This is a genomic window from Actinomyces sp. S6-Spd3 (assembly GCF_000758755.1).
Lineage (GTDB): Bacteria > Actinomycetota > Actinomycetes > Actinomycetales > Actinomycetaceae > Pauljensenia.
Genome location: NZ_JRMV01000281.1, coordinates 151,209 through 176,768 on the forward strand (window position 1 = coordinate 151,209; position 25,560 = coordinate 176,768).

Annotated in this window: 25 protein-coding genes; 18 read left to right on the top strand and 7 right to left on the bottom strand. The window is 57.0% G+C overall.

All coding sequences use genetic code 11. From position 1 onward, the window contains the following. Window positions 1-212 precede the first annotated feature (212 nt). The 8 genes from HMPREF1627_RS07820 (at window position 213) to HMPREF1627_RS07855 (ending at window position 9,987) form a co-directional block, all read left to right on the top strand. Window positions 213-1,436: an arginine deiminase gene (locus HMPREF1627_RS07820; RefSeq protein WP_034502709.1), complete on the top strand. Its 1,224-nt coding sequence runs from the start codon at window positions 213-215 to the stop codon at window positions 1,434-1,436. Between the two features lie 54 nt (window positions 1,437-1,490). Continuing rightward, the gene (argF, locus tag HMPREF1627_RS07825) at window positions 1,491-2,501 is read left to right on the top strand and encodes an ornithine carbamoyltransferase (protein WP_034502710.1); all 1,011 of its coding nucleotides are present in this window, start codon (window positions 1,491-1,493) and stop codon (window positions 2,499-2,501) included. Window position 2,502: 1 nt separating this feature from the next. Beyond that, window positions 2,503-3,426, top strand: coding sequence for a carbamate kinase (gene arcC / locus HMPREF1627_RS07830; protein ID WP_034502712.1), 924 nt, complete (start codon window positions 2,503-2,505; stop codon window positions 3,424-3,426). Window positions 3,427-3,672: 246 nt separating this feature from the next. Continuing rightward, window positions 3,673-4,800 carry a serine/threonine protein kinase gene (locus tag HMPREF1627_RS07835; RefSeq protein ID WP_034502716.1) on the top strand — a complete coding sequence of 376 codons (1,128 nt, stop codon included), beginning with the start codon at window positions 3,673-3,675 and terminating at the stop codon, window positions 4,798-4,800. A gap of 224 nt (window positions 4,801-5,024) precedes the next feature. Continuing rightward, window positions 5,025-6,041 (top strand): DMT family transporter, encoded by a 1,017-nt coding sequence (locus HMPREF1627_RS07840; RefSeq protein ID WP_034502717.1) that lies wholly within the window; start codon window positions 5,025-5,027, stop codon window positions 6,039-6,041. Then, the gene (locus HMPREF1627_RS07845; protein WP_052040893.1) at window positions 6,038-7,426 is read left to right on the top strand and encodes an MFS transporter; all 1,389 of its coding nucleotides are present in this window, start codon (window positions 6,038-6,040) and stop codon (window positions 7,424-7,426) included. Before HMPREF1627_RS07840 ends, HMPREF1627_RS07845 begins: the two co-directional genes overlap by 4 nt. 175 nt (window positions 7,427-7,601) lie before the next feature. Beyond that, on the top strand, window positions 7,602-8,204 hold the full coding sequence (locus HMPREF1627_RS07850) for a TetR/AcrR family transcriptional regulator (protein WP_052040894.1): 603 nt from the start codon (window positions 7,602-7,604) through the stop codon (window positions 8,202-8,204). 223 nt (window positions 8,205-8,427) lie between these two features. Then, window positions 8,428-9,987 (top strand): amino acid permease, encoded by a 1,560-nt coding sequence (locus HMPREF1627_RS07855; RefSeq protein ID WP_234305288.1) that lies wholly within the window; start codon window positions 8,428-8,430, stop codon window positions 9,985-9,987. Between the two features lie 131 nt (window positions 9,988-10,118). On the opposite strand, the gene HMPREF1627_RS07860 is transcribed toward HMPREF1627_RS07855, so the two are convergent. The 3 genes from HMPREF1627_RS07860 to HMPREF1627_RS07870 all read right to left on the bottom strand — a co-directional run bounded on the left by HMPREF1627_RS07860 (window position 10,119) and on the right by HMPREF1627_RS07870 (window position 12,061). Further along, window positions 10,119-11,216: a hypothetical protein gene (locus HMPREF1627_RS07860; protein ID WP_034502720.1), complete on the bottom strand. Its 1,098-nt coding sequence runs from the start codon at window positions 11,214-11,216 to the stop codon at window positions 10,119-10,121. 132 nt (window positions 11,217-11,348) lie between these two features. Next, on the bottom strand, window positions 11,349-11,771 hold the full coding sequence (locus HMPREF1627_RS07865) for a hypothetical protein (RefSeq protein ID WP_034502722.1): 423 nt from the start codon (window positions 11,769-11,771) through the stop codon (window positions 11,349-11,351). A gap of 38 nt (window positions 11,772-11,809) precedes the next feature. Beyond that, complete coding sequence (locus tag HMPREF1627_RS07870) at window positions 11,810-12,061, bottom strand: hypothetical protein (protein ID WP_034502725.1); 252 nt, start codon at window positions 12,059-12,061, stop codon at window positions 11,810-11,812. 541 nt (window positions 12,062-12,602) lie between these two features. Between HMPREF1627_RS07870 and HMPREF1627_RS07875 the strand changes: the two genes are divergently transcribed. From HMPREF1627_RS07875 to HMPREF1627_RS07890, 4 genes are all read left to right on the top strand, one after another. Then, the gene (locus HMPREF1627_RS07875) at window positions 12,603-12,884 is read left to right on the top strand and encodes an HU family DNA-binding protein (protein WP_034502727.1); all 282 of its coding nucleotides are present in this window, start codon (window positions 12,603-12,605) and stop codon (window positions 12,882-12,884) included. Between the two features lie 267 nt (window positions 12,885-13,151). Next, entirely contained in the window at window positions 13,152-13,925 is a 774-nt protein-coding gene (nagB, locus tag HMPREF1627_RS07880; RefSeq protein WP_034502729.1) for a glucosamine-6-phosphate deaminase, read from the top strand. Window positions 13,926-13,987: 62 nt separating this feature from the next. Then, on the top strand, window positions 13,988-14,323 hold the full coding sequence (locus HMPREF1627_RS07885; RefSeq protein WP_034502730.1) for a DUF3039 domain-containing protein: 336 nt from the start codon (window positions 13,988-13,990) through the stop codon (window positions 14,321-14,323). Then, window positions 14,320-16,119 carry a DEAD/DEAH box helicase gene (locus tag HMPREF1627_RS07890; protein ID WP_052040895.1) on the top strand — a complete coding sequence of 600 codons (1,800 nt, stop codon included), beginning with the start codon at window positions 14,320-14,322 and terminating at the stop codon, window positions 16,117-16,119. Before HMPREF1627_RS07885 ends, HMPREF1627_RS07890 begins: the two co-directional genes overlap by 4 nt. A 99-nt stretch (window positions 16,120-16,218) precedes the next feature. On the opposite strand, the gene HMPREF1627_RS07895 is transcribed toward HMPREF1627_RS07890, so the two are convergent. Further along, entirely contained in the window at window positions 16,219-17,550 is a 1,332-nt protein-coding gene (locus HMPREF1627_RS07895; protein WP_034502731.1) for a nicotinate phosphoribosyltransferase, read from the bottom strand. Window positions 17,551-17,637: 87 nt separating this feature from the next. On the opposite strand from HMPREF1627_RS07895, the gene HMPREF1627_RS07900 reads away from it, so the two are divergent. Genes HMPREF1627_RS07900 through HMPREF1627_RS07915 form a run of 4 tightly spaced genes read left to right on the top strand, consistent with a single transcriptional unit; the run spans window position 17,638 to window position 20,158 of the window. Further along, window positions 17,638-17,928 (top strand): ATP-dependent Clp protease adaptor ClpS, encoded by a 291-nt coding sequence (locus tag HMPREF1627_RS07900; RefSeq protein ID WP_034502732.1) that lies wholly within the window; start codon window positions 17,638-17,640, stop codon window positions 17,926-17,928. Continuing rightward, the gene (locus HMPREF1627_RS07905; RefSeq protein WP_034502733.1) at window positions 17,925-18,500 is read left to right on the top strand and encodes a DUF2017 family protein; all 576 of its coding nucleotides are present in this window, start codon (window positions 17,925-17,927) and stop codon (window positions 18,498-18,500) included. Before HMPREF1627_RS07900 ends, HMPREF1627_RS07905 begins: the two co-directional genes overlap by 4 nt. Window positions 18,501-18,509: 9 nt before the next feature. Continuing rightward, window positions 18,510-19,352 (top strand): glutamate racemase, encoded by an 843-nt coding sequence (gene murI / locus HMPREF1627_RS07910; RefSeq protein ID WP_034502735.1) that lies wholly within the window; start codon window positions 18,510-18,512, stop codon window positions 19,350-19,352. Beyond that, window positions 19,349-20,158 (top strand): MBL fold metallo-hydrolase, encoded by an 810-nt coding sequence (locus HMPREF1627_RS07915; protein WP_034502737.1) that lies wholly within the window; start codon window positions 19,349-19,351, stop codon window positions 20,156-20,158. The genes murI and HMPREF1627_RS07915 overlap by 4 nt, the downstream gene beginning before the upstream one ends. A gap of 83 nt (window positions 20,159-20,241) precedes the next feature. On the opposite strand, the gene rdgB is transcribed toward HMPREF1627_RS07915, so the two are convergent. After that, window positions 20,242-20,877 carry an RdgB/HAM1 family non-canonical purine NTP pyrophosphatase gene (rdgB, locus tag HMPREF1627_RS07920; RefSeq protein ID WP_034502738.1) on the bottom strand — a complete coding sequence of 212 codons (636 nt, stop codon included), beginning with the start codon at window positions 20,875-20,877 and terminating at the stop codon, window positions 20,242-20,244. Further along, the gene (rph, locus tag HMPREF1627_RS07925; protein ID WP_034502740.1) at window positions 20,874-21,653 is read right to left on the bottom strand and encodes a ribonuclease PH; all 780 of its coding nucleotides are present in this window, start codon (window positions 21,651-21,653) and stop codon (window positions 20,874-20,876) included. Before rph ends, rdgB begins: the two co-directional genes overlap by 4 nt. A 60-nt stretch (window positions 21,654-21,713) precedes the next feature. On the opposite strand from rph, the gene nudC reads away from it, so the two are divergent. Both nudC and HMPREF1627_RS07935 read left to right on the top strand, forming a co-directional pair. Next, complete coding sequence (gene nudC / locus HMPREF1627_RS07930) at window positions 21,714-22,694, top strand: NAD(+) diphosphatase (RefSeq protein ID WP_234305289.1); 981 nt, start codon at window positions 21,714-21,716, stop codon at window positions 22,692-22,694. Next, entirely contained in the window at window positions 22,691-24,772 is a 2,082-nt protein-coding gene (locus HMPREF1627_RS07935) for an ATP-dependent helicase (protein ID WP_034502744.1), read from the top strand. The genes nudC and HMPREF1627_RS07935 overlap by 4 nt, the downstream gene beginning before the upstream one ends. Here HMPREF1627_RS07935 and HMPREF1627_RS07940 read toward each other — a convergent pair. Further along, window positions 24,769-25,551, bottom strand: a complete 783-nt coding sequence (locus HMPREF1627_RS07940; protein ID WP_034502745.1) for a hypothetical protein — start codon at window positions 25,549-25,551, stop codon at window positions 24,769-24,771. The two genes, HMPREF1627_RS07935 and HMPREF1627_RS07940, sit on opposite strands and share 4 nt — an antisense overlap. Window positions 25,552-25,560 lie beyond the last annotated feature (9 nt).

The following is a 25,560-nucleotide window of genomic DNA, read 5'->3' on the forward strand; positions in this document are numbered from 1 at the left end:
TATATTCTTTTGTTTACTTATCGGACAAATTCGGCCGCTCTACTCTGGTCGATATATTTCGCGGCAATAAGGGATTTTCTTCTGCATATTTATGCAATCTGAGAATTTTCACAGCTTTGGATAAGTGATTTTTCTGAAACGAAGTGGTACGCTTGTTCCATCTCCAGGTGATCTAACTCATGATGCGATGAAGCAGAAGAGGACCACAAGAAATGCAACCAAGTGTAACTTCCGAGATTGGGCGCTTGCGCCAGGTGATTATCCATCGCCCCGGACGCGAAATGCTGCGCCTGACCCCGTCGAATATGGAACATCTCCTTTTCGATGACATGCTTTGGCTTGAGCACGCTCAAGCAGAGCACGATGACTTCGCGAACTCTCTGCGTACTCAGGGAACGGAGGTCCTCTACTTCCAGGATCTGCTGGCCGAAGCAATGGATATTCCTGCTGCTCGTCAGCATGTGCTGACCTCGGTATTCACCGAAGAGAGCCACGGCGTTGCGATCGCTGAAGCGATGCGCGCTTACGGCGAATCCCTTACGGGAGCTCAGCTTGCAGAACTCATGGTCGCAGGCCTGACCAAGGAAGAATTCGCCGAACTCAAGCTCGGCCCCATCTCTTCCGTGATCTACGACGCAATGGGTCCGACCTCTTTCATCGTCGCACCTCTGCCGAACCACCTCTTCACTCGCGACACCTCCTGCTGGGTTTACGACGGTGTTGCAATCAACTCGATGCGCAAGGAAGCACGTCGCCGCGAGACCATTAACTACGAGGCAATCTACAACTACCTCCCTCGTTTCCAGGACCCCTCGATCAAGAAGTGGTGCAATGGCAACGAGGCAGGCCCGGCAACCGTCGAAGGCGGAGACGTCCTGGTTATCGGAAACGGCTCTGTGCTGGTCGGCATGAGCGAACGCACCACCCCCGCCGGTGTTGAGCGCATGGCTCGCCGTCTCTTCGGCAACAGCGAGGTCAAGCAGGTTATCGCCTTGGATATGGCCAAGGAACGTGCACAGATGCACCTCGATACAGTCATGACCCAGGCTGACTACGGAGTCTTCACGAAGTACGCAGGCATGGGAATGGTTGAATCCATGACTCTGACCTCCGACGGTGAAGGCGGCATTAAGGTCGCAGCCCACGATCCTCAGGACATGCACAAGGTCATCGCACACGCACTTGGCCTCGACGATATCAAGGTCCTGACTCCTCCGATGGACGCCCTCGCAGCAGAACGCGAACAGTGGAACGACGGTTCCAACGTCCTCGCTGGCGCCCCCGGCGTTGTCTACGCCTACGAGCGCAACATCACCACCAACGACTTCTTGACCGAAAACGGCATCACAGTGATCACTGTCCCAGGCGATGAGCTTGGCCGAGGCCGTGGTGGCCCGCGCTGCATGTCGTGCCCGGTCGTGCGTGAAGCGGTCTGAGCGGCCTGCCCTCCACGCGGAAGAAACAACAAAACTCTCTGAAAGGAAACAACAATGGAGTTCCCCCTGCACGGACGTCACTTCTTGAAGGAAACCGACTTCACCGTTGAAGAGTGGCTCTACCTTCTGGATCTGGCAGCCGAACTGAAGGCCGCAAAGAAGGCCGGCCGCGAGGTTAAATACCTCGTTGACAAGAACATTGCGCTGATCTTCGAAAAGACCTCGACCCGTACCCGCTGCTCCTTCGAGGTTGCAGCATACGACCAGGGCGCACACGTCACCTACCTCGATCCCACCGGCTCCCAGATGGGCCACAAGGAATCCGTCGCCGACACTGCTCGCGTCCTCGGCCGCTTCTACGACGGCATCGAGTTCCGTGGCAAGAAGCAGGCACACGTTGACGAGCTCGCCGCTCTGTCCGGTGTGCCGGTGTGGAACGGCCTCACCGATGACTGGCACCCCACCCAGATGCTCGCTGACCAGCTGACCATGCTCGAAGCCTCCGGCAAGAAGCCGAACGAAATCAGCATCGCTTACGTGGGCGACGCCCGCAACAACGTCGGCAACTCGATCCTCATCTCCTGCGCCATGATCGGCATGGATGTCCGCATGGTTGCCCCCAAGGAACTCTTCAACTCTCCCGAGGTCGTTGCAGCTGCTGAAGAGCTCGCAGCAAAGTCCGGTGGCAAGGTTCTCGTCACCGACAACATCGAAGAGGGCGTCAAGGGCGCAGACTTCATCTACACCGACATCTGGTTGTCGATGGGTGAAAGCAAGGAAAAGTGGGATGAGCGCATCGCTCTGCTCCGTCCCTTCCAGGTCAACGCAGAGCTCATGGCAGCAACCGGCAACCCGGATGTCAAGTTCCTGCACTGCCTGCCTTCCTTCCACGACATCAACACCACCGTTGGCCAGGACATCTTCGAGAAGACCGGCATGGGCAACGGCCTGGAAGTGACCAACGACGTGTTCGAGTCGCCCGCTTCGATCGTCTTCGATCAGGCTGAGAACCGCATGCACACCATTAAGGCCGTCATGGTCGCCACCCTCGGAGAAGAAAAGTAACATGCGCATCGTAGTTGCACTGGGCGGTAACGCCCTCCTCAAGCGCGGCGAAAAGCCGGACGCTCGCAACCAGATTGAAAACGTCAACCTGGCAGCAGAGCAGCTCGCTAAGCTCGCAAAGGACCACGAACTGGTCATCACCCACGGCAATGGCCCGCAGGTTGGTGTCCTGGCACTGGAATCCGCATCCGATGCTCGTCTGTCCGAGCCCTACCCCTTCGATACGCTGGGTGCAGAAACCCAGGGCATGATCGGCTACTGGCTCCAGCAGGGTGTTAAGAATGCTCTCCCCAGCGCCAATGTCATGGCTTTGATCAACCAGACTCTGGTTCTGGCCGACGATCCCGCCTTCGCGAACCCCACCAAGTTCATTGGCGAGGTTTACTCGAAGGAAGAAGCTGAGAAGCTTGCCGCAGAGCGCGGCTGGGTTGTCAAGGCAGACGGCGAATACTTCCGCCGCGTCGTGGGTTCGCCCAAGCCGCAGCGCGTGATTGAAACCCCGCTCATCAAGGTCCTCCTTGATGCCGGTGCCACGGTGATCTGTGGCGGTGGCGGCGGCGTTCCGGTCGTGCGCAATGGCGAAGGCAAGCTCGAAGGCGTCGAGGCTGTTATCGACAAGGACCTCACGGCAGCTGTCATGGCAGACTCCCTCGAAGCGGACATGCTGATCATCCTGACCGACGTTGATGGTGCACAGCTTGACTACGGCACCCCCAACGCCCGTCGCATTGATCGTGCAACCCCGGCCGAGATGCGTGGATACGGATTCCCCGCTGGCTCAATGGGCCCGAAGGTCGAGGCCGTGTGCCGTTTCGTCGAGCTGACCGGCGGCGTCGCTGCAATCGGTCGCCTCGAGGATGCCACGAAGATCATCGCCGGTGAAGCCGGCACGATCGTGACGCCCGACGGAACCTACAACGCCTGATAAGGCTCAATAGCACTTCCGCTTCCCCCTCACGCTCCACACACCTCCCGAGGGGGAAGCGGACCCAAGGGCCACAGCGCCCTCGGGAACCAAGCTTCTTCGGGGAACCGAAGAAGGGCGGGAAAACCCGCCCACTTGGAGATCGTCAACTTCGGTTGGCAACTGTTTCGAGAGCGGTTTTCTCCGCCATCCCTCAAAGAAATTTGGGGATAAATTAACAACACACTCACAAGGGAGTGAAACAAAATGACGAAGATCGTCAATTCGTGGAACGATTTCGATCCGCTGAAGCATGTTATCGTTGGTCGCGCGGACTTCTCCGTAATTCCGCCCGAAGAGCCCGCAACCTCCGAAAAGGTTCCGGTTGACTCCGAGATGCGCGGCATGTGGGGACCCCGTCCCACCGCCACCGTTGAAGCAGCTAACGAGCAGCTCGACAACTACGTCAAGATCCTCGAAGGCCTCGGCGTCAAGGTTGACCGCCCGACTCCTCTGCAGTGGAACCAGGAGATCAAGACTCCCGACTTCCGCACCGAGTCCGGCATGACCCAGATGCCTCCTCGTGACATCCTGCTCACGATGGGCAACGAGATCCTTTCTTCAGCAAACTCCTTCCGCTGCCGCTACTTCGAGTACCTGGCCTACTGGCCGCTCATGAACGAGTACTTCGAGCAGGACCCCGAGTTCCTCTGGACCCAGGCTCCCCGTCCTCGTCTGACCGACAAGTCCTACAAGCACAACTACTACGATGAGCGGATCTCCCTCGAGGAGCGCCTCGAGCGCACCGCAGCCAAGGACTTCGTGACCACTGAAGTTGAGCCCATGTGGGACGCAGCTGACGTCATGCGCGTCGGCAAGGACCTCTTCATCCAGCACGGCCTCACCACCAACCGTAAGGCCATGGAGTGGTTCAAGCGCTACTACCCCGATTTCCGCGTTCACGCTGTGAACTTCCCCGGTGATCCCTACCCGATCCACATCGACGCGACCTTCGTGCCGCTGCGTCCGGGCCTGATCATCAACAACCCCCACCGTCGTCTGCCCGAAGAGCAGCGCAAGATCTTCGAAGCCAACGATTGGCAGATCGTTGACGCCGCAGATCCGGCACACACCACCCCGCCGCCGCTGTGCTACTCCTCGGTGTGGTTGTCCATGAACTGCTTGGTCATCGACCACAAGACCGTCTGTGTTGAGGCCTCTGAGGTCCACCAGCTGGAGCAGATGGACAAGCTGGGCATGAACGTCATCCCCGTCCCCTTCCGCGATGCTTACGCATTCGGCGGCGGCCTGCACTGCGCGACCGCTGACGTTTACCGTGAAGGCGGCTGCGAGGATTACTTCCCCAACCAGGTCGACGATCCCACGCTGGTCTGACGATCTAAAGGCTAGGCCCCCCCGATTCCTCCAATTCTGTATCGGGGGGGCCTAACCCCTATCTGCACAAGAATTCCCCGGTGGTGAAATGTCGTGACTATCCGGGGGAGTAACGGGGACGTGGTTGCCCAATCGGGAACGCTAATCGAGCTTGTTGTTCCCCTTAGCCCGCGGACCTGGTTCTGCTGAAGCATTAACACTTCCAGGTTTTAGAAAGGACGAAGATGTCCACACAATCTAGCTACAAAATGAACGACAAGCTCGGTGTCATCGCGATCCTCATTGCTGCTACCGGTATGGCAATGGTTGGTACCTTCTCTCGCGGTGCCACCAAGGGGCTCCTTCCCGAAGACAAGGCAGTTATTGGTTCGTTCCTCTCATGTGGTCGTATGACCACCGCGATGTTCGGCTTCCTGATCATCGCGATTATCCAAGGAAAGTTCCACGATCTGTGGAAGGCTAAGGTTTCCTTCTCGGTCATCATGGGTGGCGTGAGTATTGGCCTGTCCCTTGGCTTCTACATTTCGTCGACGCTGATGACGTCGATTGCAAACGCAGTCTTCTTAATCTACACCGGCCCGCTCTTCTGTACGATCTTGGCTCGAATCTTCCGTAAAGAGCACATCAGCCTTATGGCCGGCGCATTCCTGGCGATGGTCTTCATCGGCATGCTCTTGACGATTGGCGTCATCGATTGGACTGACGGCCACCTGAAGTTTGGTCTTGACCTTTCGGGTGCAACTGCTGAATACCCGCAAAAGCCTCTTGGTGACCTCTTCGGCTTCTTGTCCGGTGTCTTCTACGGTCTGTCGATGTTCTTCTACGGCTACCGCCGCGATATGGACTCCACCGTTCGTGGATTCTGGAACTTTGTCTTCGCAGCCAGCGCTGCACTCGTCATGAGCATCATTCTGCGCCCCTGGCACGGCGTTGCCTCCTTCACCGCTTCGAACTGGAGGTGGGCCGTTGTTCTCTTCATCGTCTGTGGTTTGATCGCCCTTGGTTCACTTGTTATCGCTGGCCGTAACCTTGTCGCTGTGAAGATCTCGACGATCTCCTACTGGGAATGCCCGGTTGCAATTGCCCTTGGCATCTTCGTTTGGGGCGAAAGCATGACCGTTACGGGTGCAATCGGTGGTCTGCTGATCATCATCGGCGGCATCGGCCCGATCTTGTTCAAGGATAAGACCGCGGCTCCCGTAGAGGAGGGGGATGCACTTCAGGAGGTCGAGGCACGATGAGTGGTCAAGCACAGTCTGATAGTGGTAGCGAACACCACACACTCCTCCATCACGAGATGAGCGCCGAAGAACACGAGAAGCTTAAGACTCTCAGACGCGCTGCCGGCGCTTCGTTCATCGGTAATTTTATTGAGTGGTTTGACTACGCCTCGTATGGCTACCTGGCAGCTGTCATCGGCATCGTCTTTATCCCATCCGAGGATAAGAACATCCAGCTGATTTCAGCATTCGCAATCTTCGCAATGTCCTTCATCCTGCGTCCCGTTGGTGGTCTCATCTGGGGAATTTGGGGTGACAAATATGGTCGTCGATCGGCCCTTTCCTGGTCGATCCTCATCATGTCGGGCTCGACATTCCTGATTGCGTTCCTGCCAGGACATAAGACAATCGGTCTGGCTTCGGCCATCTGCCTCCTCGTCCTGCGTATGATCCAGGGCTTCTCGGCCTCGGGCGAATACGCTGGAGCGGGAACATTCCTCGCAGAATATGCGCCGCCGAAGAAGCGCGGTATGTACACTGCACTGGTTCCCGCATCGACTGCAGTTGGTTTGCTGGCCGCGTCGTTCTTGACCGCTTGCCTCTTCCACTTCCTCTCGGATGCACAGATCGAATCGTGGGGATGGAGAATTCCGTTCCTGCTCGCAGGTCCCCTTGGAATGATCGGTCGCTACATCCGTCTCCACTTGGAAGACTCGCCAACCTACATCGCGATGAAGGAAGCGATCAGTGGTGGACAGAAGCAGAGCGTTCCAATGTCGAAGGTCCTCAGGGACCACACCCGTACGATTTGCGTCTCCTTCGGCGTAGCATCGCTGAATGCAGTCGCCTTCTACCTGTTGCTGAGCTACATGCCGACCTATGTTGAGCAGGAACTTGGCTTCTCGTCAGATTTGGCGACGGCACTGTCGACCGCACCGCTGATTGTCTACATCGGCTCGATCATGGTGATGGGACACCTGTCAGATACTCATGGACGGCGCAAGATGCTACTAATTGCATCAGTTGCCTTCATCGTCCTGACAGTTCCGATCTTCATGCTCATGGGAACTCGTAACGTCTGGGTCGTCCTGCTGTGTGAAATTGCATTTGCAATCATGCTGACGATCAACGACGGTACACTGGCGACCTTCCTCGCTGAGTCCTTCCCGACCGAGGTCCGCTACACCGGATTCGCGTTGTCCTTCAATACGGCTAATGCGCTTCTTGGCGGAACCGCTCCGACAATCGCCACGGCACTGATCCAGTACACGGGTTCGTCCCTGGCACCGGCCTACTACCTGGCGTTCATTGCGTTCCTGGCGCTCACTGCCATGCTTGCGATTCCACAGCACGCGACAAGTGCTCTCGATCGCGAGCAAGCGGAAAGCGCCCAGTCTCAGGGGTAACAGGAAAATAGAACTCGGAACCTTTGCACGGTGTTGCGACGGCTAAGGTTCCGAGTTCTTTTTCTCACCTATTTCAATCAGCAAAAGACATAGGTGGGGGATAGTATGACCGTTAAGCGCATAACCCTGAATAAATGAGATTTTTTAGGACGCTCGTACTAGAAAGGGGACCCAGATGTCTGCTGGCGCAATCTCGCACACTGCAAGTACGCGAAAAGGCTTCGATAAGCGCCAGCTGATCATTGACGCTGCTGCCACCTTGCTCCGTGAAGGTGGACCCGAAGCGGTTTCACACCGTTCCGTTGCGCGGCTTGCCGGGTGCTCTTTATCCGCAACAACATACTATTTTGACGGCCTTGAGGATCTTCTTCACCAAGCGGGCCTGGCTAACATGAGCCGTTGGTCTGAGCGTGCCGAACGCGCTGCTTTCAGAGCTCGCAAGCTCAAGAGTGACGCTTCGGTAAAAGAAAGGATTGATTTGATCCTTTCTGCGACACTTCCTGATGATGAAAATCTTAAGGGGCACTATGAGCAGCTTGTCTCCGCGGGTGGGGCGGCGCTTGTGGCCAGTGCATATCAATTCGGTCGTGTTCGACTCAATATTGCGGTAACAACTGTTTTGTCGGCGGTCGGGGTTGACCTTCCGGCTGAAGTCGTTATTGCGCTTGTTGATGGTGCGGCCGTATCTGCGCTTTCTGAAGGTCGTGATGTTCGCGCCACCGCCTTTGAGCTTCTTGATAGCGCACTACATAAATATTGGAAAATAGGCATAGTTTAAGCGCGTGAATCTGCCCAAGCGGTGAGTGCTTCCCGCAAACTTTGCCCGCTTGTCCAATTAATGGGATCGTAAAAAGAAAGAAAAGTCCGCAATCTTGCCATTTCTGCTGCAAAATTTCTGCGATTGCGCTGGGAATGAATAGTATTGGCGATGCATAGTAGTACACTCGTACCACTAACTTGAGCCTTGGCTCAGGTCACAAAAGATTCGTAGGAGAATCATTATGTTCTGGTCGCAACCTCAAATAAAAGAAGATTCTGCAGGCCTCGATGCGCAGCAATGCGGCGGTTGCGGGAAGGTCGCTGAGCGCACAGATCTCAAGCGTGGTCTGAGCGGTCGACACATGCAGATGATCGCCATCGGCGGTGCGATCGGAACCGGTCTCTTCGTCGCCTCGGGCGCTACGGTTTCAACGGCCGGTCCGGGGGGTGCGCTCGTCGCCTACACGGCGATCGGCCTCATGGTACTTCTCCTGATGCAGTCGCTCGGTGAAATGAGCGCACACATGCCGGTTGTTGGCAACTTCCAAACCTATGCCGCGCGCTTCATTAGCCCTTCCTTTGGCTTCGCGATGGGGTGGAACTACTGGTTTAACTGGGCCGTAACGGTCTCAGCTGACCTTGTCGCCTCGGGAATCGTCATGTCCTACTGGTTCCCGGACGTTCCGGGGTGGATGTGGGCAGCGGGATTCCTTGTCCTTCTCACCGTTTTGAACGCGCTCAGTGCGCGGGTTTATGGCGAAGCCGAGTTCTGGCTGGCAACCATTAAGGTCGTGACCATCATCGTCTTCCTGGTCTCCGGTGTTGCCATGATCTTCGGCATTCTGGGCAACGGCTCGCCTGGCTTTGCGAACTGGCGCATTGAAGACGCGCCCTTCCACGGCGGATTCTTGCCGATCGTCACGATCTTCATGATCGCCGGCTTCTCATTCCAAGGAACCGAGCTTGTCGGCGTCGCTGCAGCAGAATCGGGCAATCCTCACCGTGATGTGCCTCGCGCCATTAAGTCGGTCTTCTGGCGCATCATGTTCTTCTACATTGGTGCTATCGCCATCATCGGCACGCTGATTCCGTTCACTGACCCGAATCTGTTGCGCAGCAGTGAATCAGATATCGCGTACTCGCCTTTCACCTTGGTCTTCGATCGTTTGGGCATTGCAGCGGCTGCGGCCGTGATGAACGCGGTTATTTTGACGTCGATTCTTTCGGCGGGTAACTCGGGGCTCTATGCTTCTTCGCGAATGCTGCACTCGATGGCTCTCATTGGCCAGGCTCCCCGCGTTTTTTGTCACGTGACGAAGAGGGGAGTCCCGCTCAATGCGATGCTCGCTACTGCCGCTGTTTCGGCTCTTGGTTTCTGCACGGCGCTGGTTGGCGAGGGAACGGCATACACCTGGTTGGTGAGTATCGTCGGTGTCTCGGGAATCTTTATGTGGCTAGGTATTGCGGCGTGCCATATTCGTTTCCGTCGTGCCTACCTGCTCCAGGGGTACAAGCTTGAGGACCTGCCGTATCGCGCGCCATTCTTCCCCTTCGGACCGATTTTGGCTTTCGGTATGTGCCTAATCGTTTTGCTTGGCCAGAACTATGAGGCGATCTTCCTTGGCCAGCTGTGGGAGATTATCTCGGCATACATTGGTGTTCCGCTCTTCTTGGGAGTCTGGCTGGGATATCACCTCATCAAGAAGGACCGCATGACTCCGCTTGCTGAACTTGATGTTCGCGGAGTAACTCGCGAGCAGATCGAAGAGGATATCGAGCGCACCAAGCACTACGATGACTGATTCGATACAAACTAGCGCCGAGGTCTGAAATCCATGTGGGGTTTCGAGGCCTCGGCGCTCGCGTTTATTCAGTATTCCGCGGCCGCTAGCTTCTGTGCGTGAATTGATTGCCGAGGCCGGGGTGCGTGAGGTCAGCGGCCACCTTCACTCCAGCGTCCGTTCGGGTTGCCGTTAGACCACTGACCGTCCTTATAGATTTCCTTGCCGCTATTGTCGTGGCAGGTGGTAGAACCGTTGGTTTTGAGAGTGCAGTTGTAGCCGAGGCTGGGGTCTGATTCTTCGGTGTATGTCCAATACGATTCTCCGGTGGAGCCGCCCTGAGAACCACCAGCGGAACCGGCTGACTGTGAGGCGGAGCCGCCACCGTTAGAACGTGAATGGGAAGAGGAAGCGCCGGTCGAGCGAGAAGCCCCAACGCTGGACGAAGCAGCAGAGGACTGCTCGGCTTCCCATTGGCCTCGTGAATCACGAACCTGATTCGACTTCTCGTTCAAAGCGCTCACAGCATCGGTGAGCTTCTTTTCCTCATCGACGTTCCACTTGCGGTCATCGCCCACGTGCGAGCGATTCTTTACCGCTTCGCGTGCTTCGTCAATAGTTTTAGCGGTGTCGTCGATGGTGGACTGTAAGCCGTCGCGGGTCGCATTGTCCTTGACTTTCCCATCGGTTTCACCCATAAGATTCTTCGCGTCATTCACGGCTTGATCTGCCTTGTTGGCAGCCTCATCAAGCTTCTTAACGGTCAGATCGTCGAGCTCACCCGCAATGGGGGCTAGAGCAGCGTTGAGCTTGTTGGTCGAGGTCTTAGCCTGATCGAGGACCTTCTTCAGCGACTCAATCTTCCCCTTGCTGGCCTTCGTATTGTTGGGAGCCTCAGTCAGAGCGGTAACAGTCGCGTCCGAATCAGCGTAAGTAGCTTTAAGTGCGGTTACGTTCTCGGAAGCGAGACCGTATTCGTCAGCCAAAGCGATGGAAGCCTGTGCAGAGGCGCGGGCAGTGGTGAAGTCGTTTTCTGCATCGACCAATTGAGCTTGAACATTCTTCACAGCCGCGGCAGTTGAATGCGCGGTAAAGGCATAAGCTCCGCTCGCCACAATCGCGATGACAATCACCCCGGAGAGTGCAAAGAATCCACGTCTCCGGTTGGGTGAGGTCGTTGCTTGCTGGTCAGGCGAGGGGGTGGGAATGGAATCTGTTGAATCAAGTTCAGTGGAAGAAGTTGAGCGCACGGGAGGGCATCCTTCAAATTGAAAACTGTATGTGTTGGGATATTTTCAGTGTATGCTCAGCAGTTTTTGATGTGGTGAACTTGTTGTGTGATTTCTTCCCCTTCTTGGAGTTCGAGGACTGAGGCGTCCACTCTATTTGTGATGGCGCGGCTTTGTGTGCTTTTGAGTTCTTCGTCCAGGAATGAATTTATCGAGAATCCAGATGATGCCGCTTTGGACGAAAGAAACCTCTGTCACGATGTAGGCAATGGTCGCAAGCGTGGGGAGAAAGAAGAATACGATAGCGACATTAGATACGCGAAAGGTGCACTCTGAGGCACAAAACAAGAGTGCTTTCGCGTGCGCTAACGAGTAGATACTCAGTGCAGTGTAGGGGAGGAGTCCCCACTTATTGACAAGGTTCTGTTTCTTTTGATCGGAATAGTCTGTCTCTTTGAGAGCCCAAAAAATAAAGCGCTTGAATGCTGCAATGCCCAGAAAACCAATGAAAATCACCACGAGTACGATGCTTGAATCGTGGGATAAGGATGATGGCGAGAGAGCAAACGAATTCATGATTCAAGCATAAGTCGCTGTCGCAGTATGGGGTTTTCCTAGTTCTCGTCTTGGGATGGGAGTGTTTGGCCGGGCGGTAGGTGTTTTTTGGCGTTGTCGAGCAGATTGGGGTCGGGGGTGAAGCAGAAAGTGATTGTTTCTGGTGAGTTGCCCCAGCGTGAAAGAGTGATGCCAATGAGCTCGAAGGTCCCAGTGCCGGGGATTGTGACAGGCTCTCCTTCAATGAGGTCACCGTTATAACCAGGTAGTGGAGGATCGTATGCCCACCCGCCATCTAGAGTTGTTTTCATTCTGCCGTTTTCAATCCAGGCTCCTGAAAAGACAAAACTCGGATCGATGCTTCCTCGGACTGGGTGGAAGACGGCGTTGGAATGTACTGCTGCGGCTCGGCAGGGTTGTGACATGGGTTCCTTCACTTCGTAATGCTGTGTGCATCCGCCAAGTAAAAGTGGAATTGTGAGAGTGCTGCTCAGAAGCAGGGCTGTTGGGTGTCTCTTGACCATTACGGAATTTCTCCGATCGTGACATTGAGAACTCTCATGGCAGTCATCCTCCAAGCGGTCTTCGTCGACTAGTTCGCACACTACCTATCTATGCGCCGCTTCGAAGACGTTTTTCATCAATCGTCATCGAACTGCGATCAAGCCGTAACTGAGGTGCAAGAAGAGCGATTCTGTGTCGCTCGACACAAAAAGCGCCCAAAAAACTCCAAAAAATTAAGACACGCCCCGAAAAGTCGCGGAAAAGCTGACAAAACTGGGATTCATTCCCTAATCTGTTCCCTGAAGCCACCAAAGTGGCATCCATAACCGACAAGAATGAGGTTTTTCTATGTCCGTCAACCGCACTGAACTTGTTGCCAAGATCGCCGAGCGCGCCAACATCTCGAAGGTCCACGCTGACGCCGCCCTTGCTGCGTTCCAGGATGTCCTCGTTGAGTCCCTCGCCAAGGGCGAGACCGTCAAGGTGACCGGCCTGCTCTCCGTCGAGCGCGTTGAGCGTGCAGCCCGCACCGGCCGTAACCCCCGTACCGGCGAAGAAATCAAGATCCCCGCAGGCTTCGGCGTCAAGCTCTCCGCTGGCTCCACCCTGAAGAAGGCTGTCGCCAAGTGACCTCAGCTCTGCGCTGAAATGCGTTGACGCAATCTTTTGCGTCCCAACGCACGCGTGAATAGTGTGCCCCGGTCTTCGTGATCGGGGCACAACTGTATCTTGCACAGATCACACCCGCCTATTTCTCCTCGCTCCAAAGCTGGGTGTAAGCTGAAGGTGCACAAACTGTACACACAGGCGTGTTCGTTGCTTGGCCTCGTAACCCCATACTGAAGCGGCCACAGCCTCTCCCACGCCTTGCGATCCCAACATCAATGAGGAGTTTCAATGCGGATTGCCATCCTGCCCACCCCCGAAGATATTGCCGTCGTCGCAGCCGACCGCATCCAACAGCTCCTCGCGCGCAAGCCCGCCGCTGTTCTCGGCCTCGCAACGGGATCGACACCTCTTCCTCTCTACGACGAACTGACCAAGCGCTGTGAAGCGGGCCAAATCTCCTTCGCCCAGACCCAGTCCTTCAACCTCGACGAATACGTCGGCCTGCCCGAAGACCATCCCGAAGGCTACGCGAACTTCATCCACCGTTTCCTTGTTGACCGCGTAGATTTCCCCAAGGGAGCCGCGCACGGCCCCAACGTCTGGACCGGTGACAACGATCAGGCCGCCGCAGACTACGACAAGGCAATCCGCGACGCTGGCGGTATTGACCTCCAGATCCTCGGAATCGGCGCAGACGGACACATCGGCTTCAACGAACCCGGTGGCTCCTTCGCCTCGCGCACCCACGTCGATGTGCTCACCGAGCAGACCCGCCGCGACAACGCGCGCTTCTTCGACGGAGACATCACCAAGGTTCCGACCCACTGCATCACCCAGGGCCTGGGAACCATCATGGAATCCGGCGAAGCACTCTTGATCGCCACCGGTGCCGGTAAGGCCGAGGCCGTTCGTCAGCTGGTCGAAGGCGCGATTTCTGCACGCTGGCCTGCGACGATCCTCCAGATGCACCCCAACGCGGTCGTCCTCCTGGACGAAGACGCAGCAGTCGGCCTGGAACTGGCCGATTTCTACCGTGAAGTCTGGGCTAAGCACCAAGCGTAATTCCAGTATTCGCGGCCGTTTCTGATCCACATCGGGAGCGGCCGCGTCATACAATAGGGCACATGTCTTTTCTCGATGAACCCCAAGGACCTTCCGCGCCGCAGGGCCCGCAAACCCAGTCTTCGACAGGTCTGCTTGAGCGCACCGAGGTTGAACAAGAGAAAAGCCCCGGCGACGGCGATCGTTTCGCTCACTTCGTACGCCGCGACAAGGCTGATTCCTCAATGATCACGGGGCAACCCGTTGTTGCCCTCTGTGGCAAGGTCTGGATTCCCACCCGGGATGCCTCCAAGTACCCCGTGTGCCCCACATGCAAGGAACTTCGCGATTCCATGGGCAAGAATGGGCGCAATTGGCCATTCTCTGATGGGGGAGATCAGGGAGGCAGTGCGCAGTGACTCCCGCCGCGCAAGGCCCCTCGCACGCTTCTTCTTCCGCAGTCAGTTCTCTTCCTCCCGCTTTTCCCCGGCGAGCCCCCTGGGGGACCGCGGGTAGCCTTCGAGCGTGGCAGGCTGCAGCCTTAGAACAGTACATGGCTGCCTCTCCCAAGGATTTCCTTGCCGTTGCAACGCCGGGAGCGGGTAAAACGACCTTCGCTCTGCGCATTGCGGTCGAGCTGATGGGCGCCGGAGTCGTTGAGAAAGTGACGATCGTTTGCCCGACCGAACACCTCAAGAGCCAGTGGGCCGAGGCCGCTGGCCGCGTGGGAATCCACATCGACCCCGCATTTTCGAACTCTCAGGGAATGGCGGGCTCGCACTTTGACGGTGTGGCGGTCACCTACGCGCAGGTTGCCTCTAATCCCATGGTTCATGCCGCGCGCACGCGCCTGCACCGAACGCTGGTGATCCTCGACGAGATTCACCACGCGGGAGATTCCCTGTCGTGGGGCGATGGCGTTCGCGATGCTTTTGACGAGGCCACGCGCCGACTTGCCCTCACCGGCACTCCTTTCCGCTCTGACACTTCCGCTATCCCATTCGTTCGCTACGAAGAAGACGAGGAAGGGATCAAGCGCTCTAAAGCCGATTTCACCTACGGGTACGGCGATGCTCTGCGTGACTTCGTTGTGCGTCCGGTGCTCTTCATGTCCTACTCGGGACAGATGTCGTGGCGAACGAATGCGGGAGATATCTACACCGCGCGCCTTGGAGAACCTCTCACGAAGGACCTCATGAAACAGGCGTGGCGAACCGCTTTGGATCCCAAGGGAGAATGGATGAGCGCCGTTCTCCAAGCGGCTGATCAGCGCCTGGAAGAAGTGCGTCGCCAAGTCCCTGACGCCGGTGGTCTGGTGATTGCCTCCGATCAAGAGAAAGCTCGCGCGTACGCTCGCCAGCTGCGTGCGATCACCGGGCATCGGCCAACCGTTGTCCTCTCTGATGACGCCGATGCCTCCGAGCGCATCGATGAGTTCCGTCAATCGACCGATAAGTGGATGGTTGCGGTGCGTATGGTCTCCGAGGGCGTGGACGTTCCCCGACTGAGCGTGGGGGTGTACGCAACCAACGCCTCGACCTCCTTGTTCTTTGCGCAGGCGGTTGGGCGTTTTGTGCGCGCCAGGCGCCGAGGCGAAACCGCGACGGTTTTCATTCCTTCGGTTCTTCCTCTACTCAGTTTGGCTGGGGAAATGGAAGTTCAGCGCGATCACGCGTTGAATCGTCCGCCCTCGAAAGAGGGGGACTTGTGGAACCCCGAAGACGCCATGGTTGCTCAGGCGAACAAGACCGAGAGCGCCTCGAGCGATCTTCTCAACCAATTCGAGGCCTTGGGCGCGGACGCACAATTTGATTCCGTCCTCTTTGACGGCGCGGCTTGGGGGACCGAGGCCGATGTGGGCTCTGTGGAAGAGCAGGAATACTTGGGGATCCCGGGTCTCTTGGAACCCGAACAGGTAACGACTTTGCTTCGAGCGCGCCAAGAAGAACAGCTTGCCACCCAGCGCCGTGAGGCCAGTGCGAGGCGTGCGCGCGAGGACAACGCGAATATCCCCGCTCACCGCGTGCGCGCGGCAAAACGCAAGGAGCTCTCTCGCCTGGTTTCTTCATGGTCGAGGCGTTCAGGGCAAGCTCACGCGACGATTCACGCGGAACTGCGCAGGCGAGCCGGCGGCCCCGAGGTCGCTCAGGCCACAACCGAGCAGATTGAAGCCCGTATCGCGCTCTTGCGTGAGTGGTTTGTCGGGCGCGGGTAGGCGCTTTATCCGAGGCTAGCGGACTTTGAGACGATAGGCGGCTGTGGGGTGCGGTGAAAGGATTCACCGCACCCCACAGCCGCAAAGAGCGCCGATTCCTTAGACGTAACGCGTTGGAATAGCAGGTTCGCCTTCGGAGAGGCGCCATGCTTGGTAAGGCAATTCATTGCGCGAGCGCAAGTGACGAGCCTGTGCCTGAGCCAGAGCCTCAGAGCTCCATCCTTCCTCCAAGATCTCACCGTCAACAATGAGCGGAACCTGCAGGGGACGCGCGCCGTTTTCTTCAAAGAAGGCTGCAGCTTCTTCAGCGCTTCCCGTCACCAAGACTTCCTCGCTGGCGTATCCGTCTTCGTCGTAAAGACGACCGGCATACTTCTTACCAGCAACGGTGTTCTTCGAAGCAGACTTCTTCGCAACACCAACCATTGTGCCCTCGTGGTTCTCACGAGAGACGAGCTTGTAGACCAAAGCAGCGGTCGGGACACCTGAACCTGTGATCAGTCGCGTACCCACGCCGTAGGAGTCGACGGGCGCAGCTCCCAGAGCTGCAATAGCGTACTCATCCAAATCGGAAGTCACAGTGATCTTCGTCGAAGTTGCACCCAAGGAATCCAGTTGGCCTCGAACGGTGAAAGCCTGGGCAACCAAGTCGCCACTGTCCAAGCGCACGGCTCCGAGCTCTCCACCTGCTGCGCGTGCGGCCTCGACAGCGGTCTTCACGCCCTCGGTGACGTTGTAGGTATCGACCAAGAGAGTTGTCGAGGGACCAAGAGAAGCGATTTGTGCGTCAAAGGCCTGGCGTTCGCTGTCGTGAAGGAGCGTGAAAGCATGTGCTGCAGTACCGATCGCGGGGATTCCATAACGCTTAGCGGACTCGAGATCCGAGGTTCCCGCGAAACCTCCGATGACGGCGGCGCGTGCCGCTGAGACCGCCGCGCGCTCGTGGCCTCGGCGTGCCCCCATATCGAGGCAGGGACGCCCGTGAGCGGCAATCGTCATGCGCGAGGCCGCAGAAGCAACCGCACAATCGTAGTTGTAGATCGACAGGAGGAGGGTCTCGAGGAGGGTGCATTCCGCGAAAGTGCCCTCAACTGTGAGTAGGGGGGAGCCGGGGAAATAGCATTCGCCTTCCGCGTAGCCCGAAATCCTACCCTTAAAGCGGAAATCGGAAAGATATTCCAGCGCGGTGTCTGAGACGATTTTCTTCTCAGCCAGCCACTGGATCTGTTCGGGGGAGAACTCGAAGCGCGCCATGGCCTCGAGAACGCGACCGGTCCCCGCAACGACGCCGTAGCGGCGGGTGGTGGGAAGGCGGCGCCCGAATAATTCGAAGACGCAATGTCGGTTGGCAGTTCCCGACTTCATCGCGGCATCGAGCATGGTGAATTCGTACATATCCGTCAGAAGCGACGTTTCAAATGATGCGGGCATACCTTAAATCTAATCGCCTTCGTGGAAATATGTGCAAGAAATGCCAAAAATGCAGACAGGAGGGCATTTCATGCGTAGGCTTAAGGTATGTCGGGCGTTCCTGTGACGGCGAAAAATCCCAATGTCGGGACCGTAAAAGCGTCGGTGCCGAGGTGGAACCTCATTGTCTGGGATGACCCGATTAACTCATTGGACTACATCGCCGAAGTCCTTCACCGGCACTTCGGTTACCCGCGTCCTACGTGCGAAGCACTGACTTTGCAAGTGCACAGTGATGGAAAGGCCATCATCGCCACTGGGCTACGTGAACGCGTCGAAGCAGACCTACAAACACTTCATGACTACGGAGTGCAATCAACATTGGAGCGTGTCACGTGATCGGCCCGTTTACCGTCTCACGACGGGGAATCAGCGCACCGATTGGAAGGGACTACAACCTTCTGATCCAGCAGCTGATTCACGAAATACTCGTGGTCTTAGACGACCCGGGGGATTTCCCTATGTTCTTATCCGCTGCAACTGGACTCGAAAGCGAACGCGCAGCGGCTATCGATCCTGCCCTCGACTTCCTTCTTCCCCCCATGAGCGCAGATCCTCAGGAGGCTGCGCGGCTGCGCGCACTGACCGAAGACACCCTGCGTTCACAAAAGTCTGCGCGCCTGCGCACCGTGTGTAACCAACTCAACGAAGTGCTGGTCGATGGGACGAACTACCTTGTTCTCGATGAAGAATCGACGTGGAATTGGCTGGGTGCTCTGACCGACATGCGCCTTGCTTTGGCCGGAGAACTCGGGATTCACGACGATTCAGACTTGATCCGGATTGAGACAATTGCTCAGGAAACACCTGAGGGAACACGCGAGCAAAGTGCAGCAGCCATCTACCTTTTGGTGACATGGTGGCAAGAGTCACTGCTCAAATCAGTGCATCTCCAGGGTGAAGCGAGTTAGTTTCATTGTATGGATAACGCGCCGATTGGTATTTTCGACTCTGGCCTGGGTGGGCTGACGGTTGCGCGTGCCATCATCGATCAACTTCCAGATGAAGACATCGTCTACCTGGGGGATACGGCTCACGCTCCCTATGGCCCGCGTCCGATCGCTGAAGTTCGCCAATTGACGCTGTGGGGCCTTGATCGCCTCGTCGAGGCCGGGGCGAAGGCTCTGGTTATTGCCTGCAATACTGCGACCGCTGCTGCGCTTTCTGATGCCCGCGAACGCTACTGGGTAGGCCAGCGCATTCCCGTCATCGAAGTTGTGACCCCCGCCGCGCGCGCTGCTGTCGTTGCAACACACAATCGCAAAATCGGCGTCATTGGAACTCAAGCAACTATCCAGTCGGAAGCCTATGTCAATGCTCTTGCTGCAGTTCCGGGTCTTCGAGTCTTCCAGCAGGCCTGCCCGCTTTTCGTCCAGTACGTCGAGGCCGGACAAACAGCAGGTCCCGAATTGGAAGGAATCGCCCGCGAATATCTTGCTCCCCTGAAAGAAGAAGGCGTCGATACCCTGATTCTGGGATGCACCCACTACCCGCTTCTTACCGGAGTTATCGGTCGAGTGATGGGGGATAACGTTCGTCTGGTAACCTCCTCGGCCACAACGGCGAATGTTACCTACAACGAGTTGGTTGATCGCGATTTGCTCCATGCGCCGCGCCGCGGTGCAGGCGATGAACCGCAGCACCAGTTCCTCACCACCGACGCCTCGTCACGCTTCCCGATCCTTGCCCGTCGTTTCTTAGGCCCCGAGGTCCAAAGCGTGAGTGAAGTTCCCGCCCTCCCCCTAGAAGGAGGCGCTCAATGAGGCTTCGTATCATTGGCTGCACGGGTTCAATGTCAGGTCCAGATTCGCCGGCATCGTGCTACCTGCTTCAAGCTCACGGTCCCGATGAAAGAACTGGGAGGCAGCGAACCTGGAACCTTGTCTTGGACATGGGGCCGGGGTCTTTCGGTGAATTGTGGCGCTACATCGAGCCAACCAATATCGATGCAGCGATCTTCTCGCACTGTCACGCGGACCACATGGGGGATGTCATTTCCCTGCACGTCTACCGGCGCTGGGGTCCTGGTGCGTATTGCGACCCCATGGTTCTTGCGGGGCCGGCATGTTTGCCTGGCCGTGTTCGCCAGATCGACGGTGCTGACGAAGATGAAACCTATTCGACAGAGTTTATTTTCAAGGAACTCGAAGACGCAAAGAGTTGGTCTTTTGGTCCCTTCACCGTGAGTGCAGCGCAGGCATGGCACTCTGTACCAGCCTTCGGTGTTCGCATCAGCGGCCCTTCTGGTTTTTCAAAAGACGATACCTCTGGATCGCGCAGCGCTTTCTTCTACACCGGCGATACTGATCTGTGTGACAGCATCGTTGAAGGCGCTCGCGGGGTAGATCTTCTTCTCAGTGAAGCAGGTTTTACTGAGGAAGACACCGTCGAGGGCATTCACATGGATGGCACCCGTGCAGGTACCCTTGCCGCGCGTGCCGAAGTTGGCCGTGTCATTCTTACGCATATCCAACCGTGGAATAATCCCGAGGGCGCGCGATTCCAAGCGAAGCAGGTCTACAGCGGGAACGTGGAGCTTGCGACGACCGGTATGTCTGTCGATTTCTAGAACGCGTAGGTACACCGATTCCGGGAAAAAGAAACGCGTAGCCGGAATCTCATCATCCGACTACGCGTTTTCCTGTGCGTTGCTTAGTTGCCTGCTAGAACCTCAATAATTCGCGGCGCAAGCGCGCGAAAAGCAATCCCGCGGTGGCTGATTGCATTCTTTTCCTCTGCAGTGAGCTGTGCTGCAGTGCGATCCATACCCGAGGGAATAAAAATTGGATCGTAACCAAATCCCCGCTCGCCTTGCGGAGCGGTCGTCAGGTGTCCTTCGACGCGTCCGAGCTCAACGAACTCAGTGCCATCGGGCAATACTAATGCTGCTGCGGAAACAAATGCAGCGCCTCGTAAGTGAAGCGGGACGTCGCTGAGCTGAGCAAGGAGCAACTCAAGGTTCGCGTGGTCGTTCCCGTGAGCCCCACTCCAACGGGCAGAGAAGATGCCCGGTGCGCCGCCCATGATGTCAACGCACAGACCGGAATCATCGGCGAGCGCAGCGATTCCGGTTGCTGCGCACAAAGAGCGAGCCTTGATCAAAGAGTTTTCGGCAAAAGTAGCGCCGTCTTCAACGGGCTCGGCGGCATCGAAGTCGCTCATCCGTGCGATTCGACCGGCTCCCTCGGGGAGGAGGGGAGCGATGATCGCCTCGAGCTCTGCAACCTTGTGTGCATTTCCGGTAGCAAAAACCAGGCGAGGCGCATCTGCGCTGCGTACGGAGCTCACAGTGCGGCCTCGGAAGAAACGGTGACTCCTGGATCCGCTGCCAACGCGCGTGCCTGGAGGTCGCGAATCTGAGCATTTCCTGCAGTCGCCAAGTCGAGGAGCTCGCCGAGCTCGGTGCGGGAGAAGAGCGCGTGTTCAGCGGTTCCCTGAACCTCAACGAAAGAACCCGAACCAGTCTGGACGACGTTCATATCCGTCTGCGCGCGCACATCTTCAACGTAGGGAAGATCGAGCATGGGGGTGCCATCGATGATGCCGACGGAAATTGCGCTTACCGAATCAGAGAGGACCTTCTCAGGAGAAGAAGCGGCGATGATCCCCTTTGAGATCCCCCAAGAAATCGCCTCGTAAAGCGCAACATAGGCGCCGGAAATTGACGCGGTTCGGGTACCACCATCGGCTCGCAAAACATCGCAGTCAAGGACCAGAGTGTTCTCTCCGAGGGCTTTGATATCAACGATCGCGCGAAGCGAACGGCCGATGAGACGTGAAATTTCGTGGGTGCGGCCGCCGATCTTTCCCTTGACGGCTTCGCGCTGGGAGCGTTCGGAGGTAGCGCGCGGAAGCATCGAATACTCTGCGGTCACCCAGCCTTCTCCGCTGTCGCGCTTCCATCGCGGCACGCCCTCGGTGAGCGAAGCAACGCACAGAACGCGCGTGTTCCCGCATTCAATCAGTGCAGATCCTTCGCCGGTTCCTGCCCAGGAACGGGTAATGGACATGGGGCGAAGCTGAGAAGGGGTGCGCCCATCGGCGCGAAGCTGAGAAGTAGTCATGGCTCCAGCCTAACGCGCATTTGCGTTGTGACTGAAGCGAAGGACAGCTACGGTTACATCATGCCCCTTTTCGACACGATCAATGGTCTTCCCTTCGCCGACGAACAACTGTTTTTTCCGCGTGAACTTAGTGCGTGGACCCGACGCTTGAGCGCGCCCGGAGGCTATAGCGCGCTGCGCGATGAACTCGACGAACATGCACAAGAGCTTCACATTCTCGCGATGACGCCTGAGGGTAAGGTCGCGGTGCTGCCCGCGGACAGTGGGCATTATGAAGCATGGGACATGGGTGCAGCAGTTGAAGACTGTGATCGCGTGTTCTTTGCCGGGGTAGATTCGTGCGGCGTTGTGCGTTTTGTTGCGATCACATCCGAAGAAAGCCTGACCTCCATGCACGGAAAGTGGGAGGTGCCGGTGGAGGAACTCTCCTGGCTCTCCTTGCGTCACGAGGCCGCGCAATTGGATAGCGCAGATTGCACCAGTGCGGGACGGGCGCTGGCATTGTTGCGCTGGCAAGAAAAAACCCAGTATTGCTCATGCTGTGGCGGGCAGATGCACAGCGAAAACGGGGGAGAGACCCAGCGATGCGTGCAGTGTGATCGTTTGGAATACCCGCGCCAAGATCCTGCGGTGATTGTTTTGATTACCGATGAAGAAGACCGGATTCTTCTTGGGCACAACCGGTCGTGGACACCTGCATTCATGTCGCTCATCGCGGGATTCGTGGAAGCAGGAGAAACCCCCGAGCACGCTGTCGTTCGCGAAGCAAAAGAAGAAGCAAATCTCGACGTCGAAGACGTCCGCTATTTCGCGACTCAACCCTGGCCATTCCCGCGCTCGGTCATGATGGGCTTTACCGCCTCGGTGAAAGGCACTCCAACTCCTCAACCCGATATGGACGAAGTCGATGCCATGCGTTGGGTGACTCGCGATGAACTAATGGCCCTTGTCGAGTCGGGAGAACTCGAAATTCCCACTCACACCGCGATCGCGCGAAAGATGATCGACATGTGGCTCCATCACCTTGGACGTGCTTCGTGAGCGCCCGCGACGAATCCGCAGCCGAGAAACTTCTGGAGGCTCTCGACCCGGATCAACGTGCGGTCGCCCAGTATGCGGCCGGTCCCATGGCCGTACTCGCGGGAGCCGGGACAGGAAAGACTCGCGCAATTACCTATCGCATTGCCTACGGGGTTGCGCGCGGAATTTATGATCCCGCCAATGTCTTGGCCGTAACCTTTACCAAACGCGCGGCCGTTGAAATGCGCGAACGTTTGGCAGCTTTAGGTGTTCCCGGCGTCCAAGCACGCACTTTCCACTCGGCGGCACTGCGCCAACTGCAATTCTTCTGGCCCAGCGCGATTGGTGGGTCGATGCCCCCGCTGATCGAGCACAAGGCCTCGTTGATCTCATCGGCGGCGGCGCGCTTAGGGATCCGTGCGGATAAGGCGCTGGTTCGCGATCTTGCGGCGGAAGTTGAGTGGGCGAAAGTCTCCATGCTTGACGCCGATGCTTATGCCGATGCCGTTCGCACGAATACTCGTACCACGCCGGGGGATTTGAGTGTGGATGACGTGCTCTCTGTGATGGATGCCTATCAGATCGCCAAGGAAGAGCGAGGCGTCCTTGATTTTGAGGATGTTCTGGTCCTTACCGCGGGGATTATGCAAGATTACCCGGCGATCGCCAAGAGGATCCGCGAGCAGTATCGCTATTTCGTCGTCGATGAATACCAGGACGTGTCGGCCTTGCAACAGCACTTGCTCAACTTGTGGTTGGGCGGGCGCCACGATATTTGCGTCGTCGGAGATGTTGCGCAAACAATTTATTCTTTCGCCGGTGCTTCTCCTCGCTACCTCCAAGATTTTGCCGAGATCCACAAGGGCGCGCGAGTTGTTGAGCTTGTGCGCGACTACCGCTCAACCCCGCAGATTGTCAGTGCTGCCAACGCTTTGATGAAGGGAGAGCATTCTTCGGTGCTCAAGGGAGCAGTGAAGCTGGTATCCCAGAGAGAAGACGGCGTTCCCGTCAGCTATCGCAGTTTTGACGATGACGCGGAAGAAGCACGAGGCATTGCGGAAGAGATTCGTCAACTGCACGAGGCTGGTGCTGCGTATTCTTCGATCGCAATCTTGTACCGCACCAATGGGCAGTCTGAGTCCTTTGAAGCACAGCTTGCCGAGGCCGGGATTCCTTTCATTGTCCACTCCGGAATGCGCTTCTTCGAACGCGAGGAAGTACGGCGCGCAATGTATCTGCTCAAGAAACAGGCGACCATGTTGCGCAACGAAGGCAAGGATGAGAGTGATCTCGTCCAGTTGGTCGAAGACCTAGTGGGGATTGCCGGGTGGAGTGCGAAGGCGCCCAGCGGGCAAGGAGCCCTTCGAGAACGCTGGGATAACCTCAACGCAATCGTTGAGATGGCGCGCCAGAGAAAGGACGCGTCTTTCGTAGCTTTCGTCGCTGATCTTGCCGAAAGAGAGGTCTCGCAGGCCGCACCTGCAACACAAGGAGTGACTCTCTCAACGCTTCATGCCGCCAAAGGGCTGGAATGGGACAAGGTTTTTGTCGCGGGAGTAAGCGAGGGACTGATCCCGATTTCCTTAGCCCAAGGAGAAGACGCGATCGAAGAAGAAAAGCGCTTGCTCTATGTGGGAATGACGCGCGCCCGCGATCGCCTCTGTGTCTCGTATTCGCGTTCTCGTCATGGCGGTAATGGAAAACGCAAGGCCTCGCGTTTCTTGAAGGATCTGTGGCCTCGGGACGACAAGAGCCGCACCCGGGTGGGCCGAGGAAGTGCGCTTGAAGGAGGTCGCTCCAAGAAGAACGCCGCGCGAGCGGCCCGTGCGGATTTTGAAGAAAACAATTCCCCGGAAGTCATTGAGCTCTTTGAGCGCTTGCGCGCATGGAGAAAAGCCGAGGCCGAGGCGCGTTTGATCCCCGCGTTTGCGGTCCTCACCGATAAAACCCTGCGCGATGTTGCAATCGCTCAGCCAAAAACCCTTGTTCAGCTCCGCGTCATCAAAGGAATCGGCGAAGTTAAGATCGACTACTTCGGACCCCAAATCCTGGCGATTATTCGAGGCGAAGAGGTCACAGTCGATACCGATCCTGCTTAAGAAGCCAGGGGAAAGCGAAGATTGTGGCTCAGGAGGTCAAACTCGGTATGCGGCAGTGAAGCGAGGCCGTGCAAGCCTGTGGGGGAGGGAACTTCACAGATGGGTTCCGACACACGGGGTGCGTGCTTCGACGCCGCGCCGTGACAGCCGCAGTCAGGGTTGATACTGAGTTCGTGCCACGAAACATCACCTGAAGCCGAGATTCGGAGAAAACGATTCGTGCAGGTGGAGTGTTCACAGCCAAAGCGCGCAAAGTCGTAGATCATCAAAGAAAGCCACGAGGCCGCCATATGTGTGAGCCAGGCAAGTGGTGCCTCGAGGCGCCACAGAGCAATGCCTCGTCCTTTTGAAGGGCTACGTTCTTCCGAGGACGAACCGATGCAGCGAGCACAGCAGGTGAGTCCTGGAATGACAAGAGGGCCAATATCCCACCAGCTCTCACTCTGACAGCTCAAGATGTGGGGAATGTCTTCGAGCATGAAAGAATCGCTTTGCTCAAGGTTATGAGCACCTTGAGAAGACACGATTGCCAGATCGACGGGCGAATACGAATTGCAATAACGCAGATCAGGGTAACGCTGCTCAAGATGAGCACGCATTGCTTGAGAACGACGCGGAAACGGGTGCTCACCTGGGAATAAGCGCGCTAATTCTGCACTGAGCCGCCGAGAATCGACCAAGCGCATTCTGGTGCTTGGCAGGGTCTGAACGATGAGGTCGACCGCGGCGACCGTGACGGGGTCAATCCCGTTAATTTCAAGGCTGAGAGAGTTCGTCATTGTTCCTCC

What these genes read in the sequence shown, in the direction of transcription:
- HMPREF1627_RS07820 (WP_034502709.1), top strand. Translation starts at nt 213, where the DNA reads ATGCAACCAAGTGTAACTTCCGAGATTGGGCGCTTGCGCCAGGTGATT.
- argF (WP_034502710.1), top strand. Translation starts at nt 1,491, where the DNA reads ATGGAGTTCCCCCTGCACGGACGTCACTTCTTGAAGGAAACCGACTTC.
- arcC (WP_034502712.1), top strand. Translation starts at nt 2,503, where the DNA reads ATGCGCATCGTAGTTGCACTGGGCGGTAACGCCCTCCTCAAGCGCGGC.
- HMPREF1627_RS07835 (WP_034502716.1), top strand. Translation starts at nt 3,673, where the DNA reads ATGACGAAGATCGTCAATTCGTGGAACGATTTCGATCCGCTGAAGCAT.
- HMPREF1627_RS07840 (WP_034502717.1), top strand. Translation starts at nt 5,025, where the DNA reads ATGTCCACACAATCTAGCTACAAAATGAACGACAAGCTCGGTGTCATC.
- HMPREF1627_RS07845 (WP_052040893.1), top strand. Translation starts at nt 6,038, where the DNA reads ATGAGTGGTCAAGCACAGTCTGATAGTGGTAGCGAACACCACACACTC.
- HMPREF1627_RS07850 (WP_052040894.1), top strand. Translation starts at nt 7,602, where the DNA reads ATGTCTGCTGGCGCAATCTCGCACACTGCAAGTACGCGAAAAGGCTTC.
- HMPREF1627_RS07855 (WP_234305288.1), top strand. Translation starts at nt 8,428, where the DNA reads ATGTTCTGGTCGCAACCTCAAATAAAAGAAGATTCTGCAGGCCTCGAT.
- HMPREF1627_RS07865 (WP_034502722.1), bottom strand. Translation starts at nt 11,771, where the DNA reads ATGAATTCGTTTGCTCTCTCGCCATCATCCTTATCCCACGATTCAAGC.
- HMPREF1627_RS07870 (WP_034502725.1), bottom strand. Translation starts at nt 12,061, where the DNA reads ATGAAAACAACTCTAGATGGCGGGTGGGCATACGATCCTCCACTACCT.
- HMPREF1627_RS07875 (WP_034502727.1), top strand. Translation starts at nt 12,603, where the DNA reads ATGTCCGTCAACCGCACTGAACTTGTTGCCAAGATCGCCGAGCGCGCC.
- nagB (WP_034502729.1), top strand. Translation starts at nt 13,152, where the DNA reads ATGCGGATTGCCATCCTGCCCACCCCCGAAGATATTGCCGTCGTCGCA.
- HMPREF1627_RS07885 (WP_034502730.1), top strand. Translation starts at nt 13,988, where the DNA reads ATGTCTTTTCTCGATGAACCCCAAGGACCTTCCGCGCCGCAGGGCCCG.
- HMPREF1627_RS07895 (WP_034502731.1), bottom strand. Translation starts at nt 17,550, where the DNA reads ATGCCCGCATCATTTGAAACGTCGCTTCTGACGGATATGTACGAATTC.
- HMPREF1627_RS07900 (WP_034502732.1), top strand. Translation starts at nt 17,638, where the DNA reads ATGTCGGGCGTTCCTGTGACGGCGAAAAATCCCAATGTCGGGACCGTA.
- murI (WP_034502735.1), top strand. Translation starts at nt 18,510, where the DNA reads ATGGATAACGCGCCGATTGGTATTTTCGACTCTGGCCTGGGTGGGCTG.
- HMPREF1627_RS07915 (WP_034502737.1), top strand. Translation starts at nt 19,349, where the DNA reads ATGAGGCTTCGTATCATTGGCTGCACGGGTTCAATGTCAGGTCCAGAT.
- rph (WP_034502740.1), bottom strand. Translation starts at nt 21,653, where the DNA reads ATGACTACTTCTCAGCTTCGCGCCGATGGGCGCACCCCTTCTCAGCTT.
- nudC (WP_234305289.1), top strand. Translation starts at nt 21,714, where the DNA reads ATGCCCCTTTTCGACACGATCAATGGTCTTCCCTTCGCCGACGAACAA.
- HMPREF1627_RS07940 (WP_034502745.1), bottom strand. Translation starts at nt 25,551, where the DNA reads ATGACGAACTCTCTCAGCCTTGAAATTAACGGGATTGACCCCGTCACG.